Annotated in this window: 12 protein-coding genes; 6 read left to right on the top strand and 6 right to left on the bottom strand. The window is 55.9% G+C overall.

Going from position 1 to position 12,387, the window contains the following annotated elements; genetic code table 11:
• Positions 1-241: 241 nt before the first annotated feature.
• The 4 genes from BXY39_RS07925 to BXY39_RS07940 all read left to right on the top strand — a co-directional run bounded on the left by BXY39_RS07925 (position 242) and on the right by BXY39_RS07940 (position 3,964).
• On the top strand, positions 242-1,063 hold the full coding sequence (locus BXY39_RS07925; RefSeq protein WP_121938285.1) for a flagellin: 822 nt from the start codon (positions 242-244) through the stop codon (positions 1,061-1,063).
• A gap of 121 nt (positions 1,064-1,184) precedes the next feature.
• On the top strand, positions 1,185-1,646 hold the full coding sequence (locus BXY39_RS07930) for a flagellar protein FlaG (protein ID WP_170163699.1): 462 nt from the start codon (positions 1,185-1,187) through the stop codon (positions 1,644-1,646).
• Positions 1,647-1,892: 246 nt separating this feature from the next.
• A complete protein-coding gene (locus BXY39_RS07935; RefSeq protein WP_121938287.1) occupies positions 1,893-2,738 on the top strand; it encodes an AAA family ATPase in 846 nt (281 codons plus the stop codon).
• A 53-nt stretch (positions 2,739-2,791) separates the two neighbouring features.
• Entirely contained in the window at positions 2,792-3,964 is a 1,173-nt protein-coding gene (locus tag BXY39_RS07940; RefSeq protein WP_121938288.1) for a vWA domain-containing protein, read from the top strand.
• Positions 3,965-4,067: 103 nt separating this feature from the next.
• Here the strand turns inward: BXY39_RS07940 and BXY39_RS07945 are convergent, their stop codons facing one another.
• Complete coding sequence (locus BXY39_RS07945) at positions 4,068-4,565, bottom strand: energy transducer TonB (RefSeq protein ID WP_121938289.1); 498 nt, start codon at positions 4,563-4,565, stop codon at positions 4,068-4,070.
• Between the two features lie 434 nt (positions 4,566-4,999).
• Here BXY39_RS07945 and BXY39_RS07950 point away from each other — a divergent pair, with 434 nt between their 5' ends.
• Positions 5,000-6,514 (top strand): alkaline phosphatase family protein, encoded by a 1,515-nt coding sequence (locus BXY39_RS07950; protein ID WP_121938409.1) that lies wholly within the window; start codon positions 5,000-5,002, stop codon positions 6,512-6,514.
• Positions 6,515-6,601: 87 nt separating this feature from the next.
• Here the strand turns inward: BXY39_RS07950 and BXY39_RS07955 are convergent, their stop codons facing one another.
• From BXY39_RS07955 to BXY39_RS07975, 5 genes are all read right to left on the bottom strand, one after another.
• Complete coding sequence (locus BXY39_RS07955; protein ID WP_211332128.1) at positions 6,602-7,414, bottom strand: class I SAM-dependent methyltransferase; 813 nt, start codon at positions 7,412-7,414, stop codon at positions 6,602-6,604.
• Between the two features lie 164 nt (positions 7,415-7,578).
• Positions 7,579-8,079 (bottom strand): Hpt domain-containing protein, encoded by a 501-nt coding sequence (locus BXY39_RS07960; RefSeq protein ID WP_170163700.1) that lies wholly within the window; start codon positions 8,077-8,079, stop codon positions 7,579-7,581.
• The gene (locus BXY39_RS07965) at positions 8,072-8,623 is read right to left on the bottom strand and encodes a response regulator (RefSeq protein ID WP_121938291.1); all 552 of its coding nucleotides are present in this window, start codon (positions 8,621-8,623) and stop codon (positions 8,072-8,074) included. Before BXY39_RS07965 ends, BXY39_RS07960 begins: the two co-directional genes overlap by 8 nt.
• A gap of 192 nt (positions 8,624-8,815) precedes the next feature.
• Positions 8,816-9,190 carry an Hpt domain-containing protein gene (locus BXY39_RS07970; RefSeq protein WP_170163701.1) on the bottom strand — a complete coding sequence of 125 codons (375 nt, stop codon included), beginning with the start codon at positions 9,188-9,190 and terminating at the stop codon, positions 8,816-8,818.
• 58 nt (positions 9,191-9,248) lie between these two features.
• Positions 9,249-9,542, bottom strand: coding sequence for a discoidin/SUN/FTP domain-containing protein (locus tag BXY39_RS07975; protein ID WP_245999006.1), 294 nt, complete (start codon positions 9,540-9,542; stop codon positions 9,249-9,251).
• A gap of 138 nt (positions 9,543-9,680) precedes the next feature.
• Here BXY39_RS07975 and BXY39_RS07980 point away from each other — a divergent pair, with 138 nt between their 5' ends.
• Positions 9,681-12,374 (top strand): coiled-coil domain-containing protein, encoded by a 2,694-nt coding sequence (locus BXY39_RS07980; protein ID WP_147453510.1) that lies wholly within the window; start codon positions 9,681-9,683, stop codon positions 12,372-12,374.
• Positions 12,375-12,387: the final 13 nt, after the last annotated feature.

The following is a 12,387-nucleotide window of genomic DNA, read 5'->3' on the forward strand; positions in this document are numbered from 1 at the left end:
CGGCAGTTTTTGCCGGTTAGATACGGGTCATGTGGGCACATTGTGCCAAATGGGCAAAATATGCCTACTTTATTTATCTATATCGTATCGATCGAAAATACACTTTCTTATTTTAAATCATATACTTAACGATTTTTATAAACTTTTATCAAATTGGCCCCATTCTTGCAAAATTTCCCTCGGGACAAAAAGTCCCATGGGCAAAAAGCCCACATACATAACTCCAAAAAGGAGAAGCAAAATGGCTTTTTCGGTAAACACCAATGCAGGTGCGCTTGCCGCCCTGCGCAACCTCAACACCACCAATGCTGGTCTTCAAACAACTCAGAACCGGATCAATACCGGTCTTGCAGTTGCCGGTGCCCGTGACGGGGCCGCCACTTTCAACATTGCGCAAACTCTGCGGGCGGACGTTGCCGGCTTGAACTCGGTACAGGCATCACTGAACCGGGCTTCATCGGCTTTGGATGTTGCCATCGCCGGTGGCGAGGCAATTTCCGATCTGCTTATTGAAGCGCGCGAACTGGCTGTGGCAGCAGCCGACGAAGGTCTCGACTCAACATCTCGTACTGCGTTGAACGATGAATTCGTCGAACTGCGGGATCAGATTGATGCCATTGCAGCGTCAGCTGACTTTAATGGCACCAATGCTATCAATACCGGTGGCTCGAGCATCAGCGCCATCACCAACGACACCGGCACGACCAATATTTCGGTCGCGGCCGTCGACCTGAGCCTGTCGGGCCTCAGCCTCGCGTCCACGGTGATCGGCACCGACGCTTCCACAGCGGCAACCGCCGTTACGACCATCGATGCAGCACTGACCACCGTGAACAACGCTCTGTCCGACTTCGGTGCCTTCGGTACACGTCTGGATGTTCAGCAGTCGTTCACGACACAGCTGTCTGACTCGATCGAAGTGGGTATCGGTAACCTGGTCGATGCAGATCTGGCTCAGGAAGCTGCAAACCTGCAGGCTTTGCAGGTGCAGCAGCAGCTTGGTCTTCAGGCTCTCTCCATTGCCAATCAGGCGCCGCAGGCAATTCTGGGTCTCTTCGGTTAAGAGACTTAAATTAAAGGAATTCGGGAGGGCCATCCGTGGCTCTCCCCACTCCGCAAAAAGATTGTCAGGCACCGAACAAGATGGACAAGGAGAGAAGGAGTATCTCGCAAAGGTCAGACCCATGAACGAGATTACAAATGCTGCCCCGGCTGCCCAGGTTGTAAACCTGCGCTCGGATTTGGCAAGAAGCGAGGCAAACGGCCCCGCGGACGCGCCAAGTGCAGCGCCCAGCGAAACACCAGGCCAGACGGTCCTGCCCGTAAGCAGGCCCGAAAACCAAGGTCAGGACACCGCGTCTCAGGCTCCGGCGGATACACCGCAGAACGACCAGTCTTCGCAGCAAGAAGACCGGGACCCGTTTGAACGTGCCGCCGAAACCCTTGAAGCGTTCCTGCCGCAGGCCGACCAGATCCCGAATACGCGTCTGCGTATCGATCTGGATGACGATACCGGTCAGTTCATCTATCAGTCCATTGACCGGGACTCCGGCGAAGTCGTCCGCCAGTTTCCTCCAGAGGAACTGTTGAACGTATTGTCGGCATTCAGGGATGTGGAAGGCCTGGCCGTGGACGATGAAGCCTGATCCGGCTTAAAGACGCCCGGCTGTTTTGCGCCGAAACAGATTAATTTTCATCACCCCATGGCCTTTGCTGCGTCATGTGGTTTTCTGCGTTTTGTGAGCGACTGTCGCTATAGTGAACGATGTGGCACAAAGCGGACACCGCCTTGCCCTTGATCCTGACGGTCCATGGCCCTAGTCTCCTCGTCTGTAAGAGTTATTTGTCGTGCCCGTGCCAGGGCTGCTCTGTTCCAGTCATGAGGGGTTTGAATGCGTTTTTCCGGTACCGATACCTATGTCGCCACGGATGACCTGTCCGTCGCCGTCAATGCCGCCGCCACACTGCGCCGTCCGCTGCTGATCAAAGGGGAACCCGGCACCGGGAAAACCGTTCTGGCACACGAGGTCGCTGCTGCATTCGAAGCCCCCCTGATCGAATGGCATATCAAATCAACGACAAAAGCCCAGCAGGGCCTTTACGAATATGATGCGGTCAGCCGCCTGCGTGACAGCCAGCTCGGTGATGAGCGTGTCAAGGACATCGCCAATTATATCAAGCGTGGCAAATTGTGGGATGCCTTCAGCAATGACGTTACCCCGGTCCTTCTGATTGATGAGATCGATAAGGCGGATATAGAATTCCCGAACGACCTTCTCTTGGAACTCGACCGCATGGAATTCCATGTTTATGAAACCGGCGAGACGGTTAAGGCGAAAAATCGCCCTGTTGTCATCATCACATCGAACAATGAAAAAGAACTGCCGGATGCTTTTCTGCGCCGTTGCTTCTTCCATTTCATCAAGTTTCCCGACAAGGAAACAATGCAGCGAATCATCGCGGTTCACTACCCGGATATCAAAGCGGACCTGACACGCGAGGCCCTGAATATATTCTTCGATATCCGTGAGGTGCCCGGTCTGAAGAAAAAGCCTTCCACGAGTGAACTTCTGGATTGGCTGAAACTGCTGATGGCAGAGGATCTGCCTGTGGAAACCTTGCGGTCCAAGGATCCGAACAAGCTGATTCCGCCCCTGCATGGCGCCCTGCTGAAAAACGAACAGGATGTCCATTTGTTTGAGCGGCTCGCCTTCATGAACCGTGCCCGCCAGGGCTAGGCCCCATGGCTGACGCCATCGAAGGAATGTGCTGACCAGGAAAGCCAGGATTTATGTTCACCGACTTTTTCTATGCCTGCAAAAAAGGGGGGCTGCCGGTCAGCATCACGGAGTATCTGAGCCTGATAGATGCGGTAAAAGCCGGTTGCGCGAATTACAGCGTCGATGATTTTTACGTCCTGGCCCGAACCGCCCTCGTCAAGGACGAAAAAAACCTGGACAAATTCGACCGCGTCTTTGCCGCCAGCTTCAACGGCATCGAATGGGTGGGCGAGGAAACCGTCACACTGCCGGAAGACTGGCTGCGCAAGCTGGCCGAACTGCATCTTTCGCAGGAAGAAATGGAAAAAATCAAATCCCTCGGTGACTGGGATGAAATCATGGAGACGCTGAAAAAGCGGCTGGAGGAACAGGAAAAACGTCACCAGGGCGGCAACCGCATGATCGGAACGGCCGGAACCAGCCCATTCGGTGCCTATGGATACAATCCCGAAGGGGTGCGTATCGGCCAGAAAGAAGGCCGTCATGGCCGGGCCATCAAGGTATGGCACAAGCGGGAATACAAAAATCTTGATGACAGTGTGGAACTGGGCACCCGCAACATAAAGATCGCGCTGAGAAAATTACGGCAGTTCGCCCGTGAAGGCGAGGCAAGCGAGTTGGACCTGGACAGCACCATCCATGCGACCGCACACAAAGGGTATCTGGATATCAAAATGGTGCCGGAAAGGCACAATGCCGTCAAAATCCTGCTGTTTCTGGATGTCGGCGGATCGATGGATCCGCATATCCGGCTGTGCGAAGAGCTTTTTTCCGCTGCCCGCAGTGAATTCAAGCATCTGGAATTCTTTTATTTTCATAACTGCCTTTATGAAAAAGTCTGGAAGGACAACAGCCGCCGTCACAGCGATACCATTGCCACCATGGATGTGCTGCACACATACCCCCATGACTATAAGGTCATCATTGTCGGCGATGCATCGATGAGCCCCTATGAAATCGTCTATCCTGGAGGGTCGGTCGAACACTGGAATGAAGAATCAGGCGAGATCTGGATGAAACGCCTGTTGGATGTCTATGCCAAGGCTGTCTGGCTCAACCCTATTCCGAGCGACCACTGGGACTATGCACAGTCGGTTCAGATTATGAAAACCCTGATGGCGGATCGTATGTATCCGCTGAGCCTGTCCGGGCTTGATGACGCCATGCGGGAATTACGGCGTTAACCTCCTGCCGAAAGGTAGCATTAGAAGCCCTGCCAACAAAAAAGCCCCCTGTGCCGACAAGGCACAGAGGGCTTGTTCCTATCTTGACTCTGGATTTGGCGGATCAGTCGCCGTCTTCCAGCAATTCTATGCTTGCCGTCAGGGGGCCTGAACGCGAAACGATTTCCCGACCGGTGACGCGGCCTTCACGTTCCAGATTGCGTTTCAGACTGCGGGCCTGAAGTGCCGAGGAGGCAATGGCGTAGTTCAGCTTCAGGGCAAAGGTCAGGGTTTCGCCGTCATAATCCGCCGGCAGGGCCGGAAATTCCGCCTTGCGCAGAACATTTTTGGCGGCCCCGTTGATCAGCCCGTTCCGCGGGCGCTCCAACTGTTCGCTTTCAACCACATCGCCGCTGCGGTCAATGGTTACGCGGAAACTGGCAAATCCTTCCTTGTTCCGGCGCAATGCCATCGCGGGATAATGCATAACGGTGTCGATGGATTGACTGGCCTTTTTCTGCCAGGAATGCAGGGCGTTGTCTTCGCCGGCCAGCACCGGCGCCGCCATACCGCTGATAAGAAGTGCCACAATGGCCGCAGCTTTGGTGACTGTATGTCTCATAATTTATCTCCTCGCATGTCACGGTCGTTTGGATGTTTTCTTTTTGGCCGTACCGCTTGATCCCTTTAACCGTTTCGGGAAAGCGCATACCGTCCCTCCCCCGCATGGTCACAAGCTGTCGACGCGTTCTTTTATGCGTGTTTTTCAGAATATTTATGTGAAGAAAGCGACAGATTGCGGAATAAGTGCGATCTGTCGCTAAACCATTTAACCGAAGTTGTAGGCTGATATTTCCTTCGTTCAGCAAAACATGACAGTCTTGTGACAAACAATAGAGAATACAGAGGCTTGCGGTGCGACTCACACACTTGTAAAAATCTGCTGTACTCTTTTTCAGGGGGAAATCACCAGTGCCGCATATCCCGCAAGAAGATGATTGGACACAGCCCTTTTCATGCCAGCTGACCAGATTTAAAGACCGGGTGGTAACAGCGATGGTATTGGCGTTCGCAATGCCGGCCCTGTTCGCTTTACCTGTCGCGGCCCAGGATGCTCAGCCTTCGGTCGGCAGCATTGACAGCTGGATGCGCGAGGGTCAGGCCGCGGTCGCAGACCGTCTGGCAACACCCCGCATTGAGCATAGGGCTAAAAATGTCATCCTCTTCGTCGGGGACGGCATGGGAATTTCCACCCTGACAGCCGGACGCATTTATGACGGTCAGATGCGTGGGAACAGCGGCGAGGAAAATCTGCTTAGCTTTGAACATTTCCCCTACACGGCACTGGTTAAGACTTACAATGTGGATGCACAGGTGGCGGACTCCGCCGGAACGGCTTCCGCCCTGAACACCGGCGTCAAGACACGTATCGGCGTCATCAACACCGCACCTGAAGCCGTTCAGAATGTTTGTCCGAAGGACGAATACCGACTGATGCCGCTAGCGCACTATGCCGAACGGATCGGTATGGCAACGGGGATTGTTTCGACGGCGCGGCTGACCCACGCCACACCGGCGGCCGTCTATGCCGTCAGTCCCAGCCGTGGCTGGGAAAACGATACCCACATTCCCGACGCCGCCAAGGAGGCCGGCTGCCGGGATATCGCGCAGCAGATTGTCGACAATATGGGCGGCAACGGGCTTGAGGTCGCGCTTGGCGGTGGCCGGGATCAGTTCCTGCCCACTGACGGCAGTCAGCACGGCACCGGCAAACGGCAGGATGGGCGCAATATTGTTGCCGAATGGCTGGCCCGTGACCCGGCGGCCCGGTTTGTGGCGGACAGGCAAGCCCTGACCAGTATCGATCCGGCCGTCACCGGCCCCCTTCTGGGCCTGTTCACCTCATCGCATATGTCTTATGAGCTGGACAGGCAGGCGGTCGCGAAAACTGACGGCACGCCTTCGGACGAACCTGATCTGGCCACCATGACAGAGACCGCCATTCGTCATCTTTCACGGAATCCAGACGGTTTTTATCTGATGGTGGAAGGCGGGCGGATCGATCACGCCCACCATGGCGGGAATGCCCAGCGTGCGCTCGCCGATACTGTCGCCCTGTCACGCGCCGTCACCAAAGCCCTGGAGATGGTTGACATTAATGAAACGCTGATCCTGGTCACGGCGGATCACAGCCATGTCTTCACCATGGCGGGTTACCCGCGACGGGGAAATCCCATTCTGGGGTTGGTGCGACCAGCCGGTCCCAAGGGAGCGTCAAAGCGGCTGGAAATGGCCGGCGACGGCAAACCCTATACCACTCTTGGTTATCATAATGGACCGGGCGCGGTGAGGGGGGAACGCCCGCGCCTGAGCGAAGAAGAGGTACTGGCGCCTGATTTTCGTCAGCAGGCCCTGATACCGACCCATTCAGAAACCCATGGGGGGGAGGATGTCGCCCTGTTCGGCATTGGCCCCTGGGCACATCTGGTGCGCGGAACCATGGAACAGAATGTGATTTTCCATATTATGGATCATGCCCTCGGCCTGCGCGAGCGCGCCGGAATGCAATAGCCTGCGGGTTAGTGCGGAAAAGCCGGCCCAAGCTGCGTATTGATAACCAGTGAACGCAGCAATATGACTGCCTTTTCACTGTGCATCTTACGGTTTGCGGAAACGCATGACGGTACGGTGTGTCTTGCCGCGTATGGCAGGGTCGAACATCGGAATGTCAAGCGGATCGTCAGGATTGACGAGAACATCACTTGTGCCATCCAAGTCGAATCCGATAGTCCGCATGCCGCCCTCGATCAAGGCAGGATCAATGCGGTGCAGTCTTTGGGCCGCTTCGTACCCGGTCCCCGCAGGGGCAACATGATCAATAATTCCCACAATACCGCCGGGGCGAAGGCTCTCATACACTTCTCTCAGCAAACGCTCGGCATCAATGGCAGGCCAGTTATCGCCAACGAAATAAAGGTCATGATAGGTCAGTGCCATCATGACAAAGTCAAAATAATCATTCGGCAGGACCAGGTCGTCACCCTCTGAAACCTGGCGCCGGACATTACCCAAACGGCCCTTGGCATATCGGGTCTGCAACGTTGCCCGCGAAAATGCCAGATAAGCATCATTATTGTGGGCCACGACCCAGCCTGTCTCACCGACCGCGCGCGCCATGAGCTCGGTATAATATCCACCGCCGGAAAACAGGTCGAGAACGCGCATGCCGGGCTTCACCCCGAAAAATGCCAACACTTCCGCCGGTCGGCGACTGGCATCGCGCGCTTTGTCTCCCGCCAACCTGTCCGCCGTATTCAGGGCATCTTCAATCGGGTTTACAGCTGCGGCGAGAGAAGCGACGCCCATCAAAAGGAAAACGCCTAACGCACCGACGATCCGGCGACAATGCGCGGTGTTCCCAAGGATACGCTTCAGAACGGCTGTCCTTTCGTTTGACGTTGTGCGTCTCATGCCTTTCTTCCCATAGGTGGTCGCCCGTGCAGAGAATCTGCTGATACACGGAGACCCGGCATTTTTGGGCAAAATACAGCCCAGCCGCAAACAGCCTCGACCGTCATGCCGCCATACACACTGTCAATAACATGGAACAAGGAAACAGACTGGCGGCGTCCGCCTTACTCGGAATATTTATCAATAGCTTCATTCAGGGTCTGAGTGAGCTTTTTGCCGATTTCACCGCCATCGCCACTGACGCGTCCCCGGATGACCGCACGCATGGCGTCGACATGGGATTTTACAAGTTCAACGAGATTGTCGGATACTTCTTTCCGCCCCTGTGTCAGACTGTATAGAGAATCCGCGAAATCCGTAATAAGCGGATAACCGAATGTTCCGCCCTGCCCCTTCATGTCATGGGCAATCCGACTGATCTCTTCCATGAACTCGCGGCGTTTTTCAGGGGTATCGACGGAACGTCCATGCTGTTCCTGCAATTTCACAATCAGTCCCTGAACCCAGTCGGGGTAGTCTTCGGACATCTTGGAAAGCGCCTGCTCCGCTTCGGCAAGGGCGTCTGCGGAGATGGTCGCAGCGCCGGGCGCCAGCCCCGCCGTCTTTTCCTTGAGACGGTTCTTGAACCGGTAAAACCGGACGATGACACCCTTTTTATCAACCACGGATAATCTCCACCCCCTCGCTCTTGTCAGTGAGTTTGCGGCGTTCGGGACCGTCATGCGGCACCTTACGGCGGCGACGATCAGGCCCGAAATAGTCCTTGGTATGAACGAATTGACGTGGACGCTCGATGATTGAAATAAGCTTTTCAGCAATATTGTTCACCGTAAACGGCTTTGCCAAAATTTCTGTCACGCCCAGCTCACGGGCCTCAAGCACACGCTCCGGCTCGGTATAGCTGGTAATCAGGACAAACGGCACAAAGCGGTCTACACTGTCTTTATGACGCCTGACCCAGCGCAGCAGCATCATTCCGTCCACCGGATGCATATCCCAATTGGACATGATGATGTCGATGCTCTGCACCCCCACCCGCATGGGTTCATTTTTCACTCGGTTCATGAAATGGATGGCATCGCCGCCATCCTCGACAGCATAAACGTTGCCGACCCCAAGAACTTTCAATGAATTGACGAGAAGAGACCGGATAAAGGGACTGTCCTCGGCGAGCAGTACGCTTACACGCTCAAAATCATAATTGCTCATACCAAGCTCACAAAATTGCCGAACCCCACGGCATACCGAAGCCAGTAATTCTCTTTTCTATCCCTGCCTGCCGATACCGGTCAACGGATTACTTGGAAATGATTGCAGAAAAAGCAATGACTTAGGATGACACTGTGTCAATACAGCCATATCGGCGCAAAGATATCCCGCAGCCGGGCCGATGACGGTTTCTCAGCTATATTGTGCACCGATTTTGGTCAGCACCACACGCAGGTGGTCTTCCAGATCACGCAAGCACCGATTACGCCGTTCTTGATTTGAAAGATCGCCATAGGCAGCCTCAGGATTTTCAAACAGGCTCTCGGCCATCTCTGCGGCCTGGGCCAGAGCAAAGGCACCGATACCACGGGCGGCACCCTTCAATTTGTGGACCGCCGGCTGCCATTCCGCTTCGGATACTGTTTCCAGCACGCTCAGATATCCGGGCGCGTACTCCGCAAATGTTTGGAGGATATCCCGGGCCAGTCCCGCATCGCCCCCGGTAAAGGCCTCCAGGTGGTCACTATCCAAAACCAACCCTGTTTTTTCTGTCGACTCGCGGGTCATGAATACGGGTCCCCTTGCCTGGCCTGCCCCTGAAACTGTCTTATGGTCGTCATAAGGCTCACGAACTTGCGACATCGCTTTCAATAGAGGCACGCCCTGTATCGGTCAGACGGCACACCAACCAGTCAGGCTTAAGCGGGTTTCGGTACCAGGGTTCACACCACCCCTGTTTCAGGCAAGCCTGCACGGTACTGTTTTTAACGCGTGAACCATCAATATCGAATAGCGGCAATTTTCCGCCCGGTTCGCTTAATCCCCTTACGAGATAACGGCGCTGTGCCGGCGTGGGTACAGCCATGCCGGGACGTGGACGGTCCGTTTTGCGTCCGTCGGTTTGTACCGTATCGATCACGGATTGGCCTCCTTCCCATGACGGTCCCGCAATACACATTCAGGCCGAAAGTACAAGCGGTCCTATTATTGACGTATGGAACAGAATGGGGAAGGCTGTTTTCAAGGGATTTATGACGCTTTTATCAAGGCTAAGGGCATGACAACGGCAAATTTCGACTTTCCCGATGCAGCAGAGGGGAAAACAGGCGCTCCGAACACACCGGAACCGGAGCCGGAAGTCGCGGCAAAAAGAACTGGCGGCTCCCGCAGATTGTGGCCGGTCACAGCAGCAGGTGCCGTTTCTGGACTGTGGCTTATTCTGACCGGCTGGCTTTTGTACCGAACCGGACTGAACTCAGTCATCGGCCTGCCTGTTACCGATCTTGCCGCACTCGTCGCCGGCGTGGCGACACCGATAGCCATAGCCTGGCTGATTGCCCTGGCCTTTCAGCGTACCGACCCGCTTATTGAGCGACGCGTGGCACTGGCGCAGCATCTGCACCGCGCCATGTCACCTGTCGAGGCCGCAGAAGTACGTCTGGCACAACTGCACAAAGGTATCATCAAGGAACTGGACCATATCGATGCGGTCGCAGATCTGGCTTCGGACCGGGTTAAACATCTTGAAAACCGGTTTCAGGAACAGATTTCCAATCTTTTTACGGCAACGGCCGACGCCGAAGCGCGCACATCCAGCATCCGGGATACCCTTGCACGCGAGCGGGACGCCGTAAGCGCGCTTGTCACCAATGTTGAGGACCGGATCAATGGCCTGGAAGCGCAAATGGGCGAAATCCGTGCCCGCATGGCGGAAGCCGGCGAAAAAGCGGCGGAAACCGCGCGCGATGCCCGCAGCCACCTGGATGAAAGCCTCGGCACTCTGAATGATTCCAGCGAGGATGTCGCCAAACGCCTTGCCGATACGGGCGACCTGATGGACGGCAAAGCCAAATCCCTTCAACAGCTTGCCGTGGATGTGGAATTGCGCCTTCAGTCCGTTGGAGACTTCCTGCACGGCGGCGTGGAGAAATTGCGCAAGGATGTCATAGGCCTGGAAGGCCGCTCCGCCGAATTGTCGGACCATATGAAAACCCAGGCGCATGTCCTGCACGAGCTTGCCGAACTGGCTGCCGGCGAATCCGCCAAGATAGAAAACAGTCTGAAAGCGCATGTGGAGACAGTGAAAAGTGCGGCGGAAGAGGCTCTCAGCAAAACATCCGATGTCAACACCCAGGTCTCGAAACAGGCGGGCAGCATGACGGATCTCGTTGTCGGGACCGTGGAACGGGCGCAAAGCCTTCTGTCCGAGGCCGGCAGCGCCTTTGCCGAACATTGTGAGCGTGCTCTGGAGACCAGCCGTACCATCCATGAACGGGCTCTGGCACAGGCGGACAGTGCTGAAACCCAGCTCGCCGCCAATTCCGAACGCCTTGCCGAGCTGTTTGACCAGAACCTCGCCCGCATGACCGCCCATCTCAACAATGCCGCCAATGAAATAGAGCGGCAGATGAGTGCCCTTGACAATGCAGGCCGCACAACCGGCGACAGTCTGGAAACGCAGGCAAACCGCCTCGCGGAAAACAGTGCTTCCCTCGCCGGGGCAGCCAGTGACGCCGCCGGCACCATGGAAGGGGTGCGGAGCCGCATGGACGAGCATCAAATGGCCCTGTCCGAGGGCCTGCAAGAAACACGTCGAAAACTGTCCCACCTTGAAGAAGACCTGCGTAATGAGCGCGATGCGCTGATCGCCACCAGCGATGATGCCGGCAATCGGCTTTTGGAGGCGACAGAGCGTTTCGCCGAGCGTGCAAGGGCATTGAGCGACGCCGCCGAAACCAGCGAGGACAGGCTTGACGGCGCAAGAGCCAAGGTGGGCAATCTGATGCGGTCTCTCGCTGATGAAGCGGAAGCGGCCCATGAACGCATGGTTGCCGTTGCCGGCAAATTCGGCAATGACAGCGAAGGCCTTCGCGAGGAACTGAGCGCGGCCGGCCGTTCGCTTGGCGCGGCAGCCGATGCCTTTGCCGGCGAACGGGGTAAAATCAGACAGGAAGCGGAAAAAGTCGTCACACGACTGAATACGGCCGCCGATGGTTTGTCGCGGGAAGTGGACCGGTTCGCGGAAGGATCCATGGAGGCCGCGACCAGGCTGGATTCCGCCAGTCAGACCCTGATGGATGAAACCTCTCGCGCCCGCGAGGCCATGCGCCATGCCGTCAGCGACACCAAGACGGAGTTGAGCGCCGGGCTGGACGAACTTTCCACACAAGCGACAGAGCGTGTCACCTTCTTGAAAGAAGAAATGCAGGCAACCCTTTCCAGAATGCTGGCGGACTATCAGGAAACCGCCGATACCGCGGAAAAAGAAGGAGCGTTCCTGGCCGTCCGTCTGGGGCGCGAAGCTGAAAAGATCGCGGAAAAAGCGGCACAGTTCATCGCCCAGAGCGCAGAACTTGAAAAGCGCGCGGCCAAAAGCGGTAAAAGTGACTTCACCCGGACATCGAAATTGCTGATGGAAAGCCTGCACTCCCTGTCCATCGACATTGACAAAGCGCTGAGCCAGGACATCCCGGATAGCGCGTGGCAGGCTTATCTGAACGGCGACCGGTCAATTTTCATACGCAGGACGCTGGGCAGAGCCGACCGAAGGGTGAAGAAACTGATCGGAGAGAAATTTCGCGGCGATACGGAGTTCAAGGAAGCCGCCACGCGTTACATGCGCGACTTTGAAACCATGATGGAACGGGCCATGGTCGGAGAACGGGACAACACCCTTTCGGTGACGCTGATCTCCTCCGACATGGGCAAACTGTACGTTCTGCTGGCACAAGCCCTGAAAAAAATGTCTTAAAGACAGAGCCCTC

It is taken from the genome of Eilatimonas milleporae (assembly GCF_003688555.1).
Lineage (GTDB): Bacteria > Pseudomonadota > Alphaproteobacteria > Sphingomonadales > Kordiimonadaceae > Eilatimonas > Eilatimonas milleporae.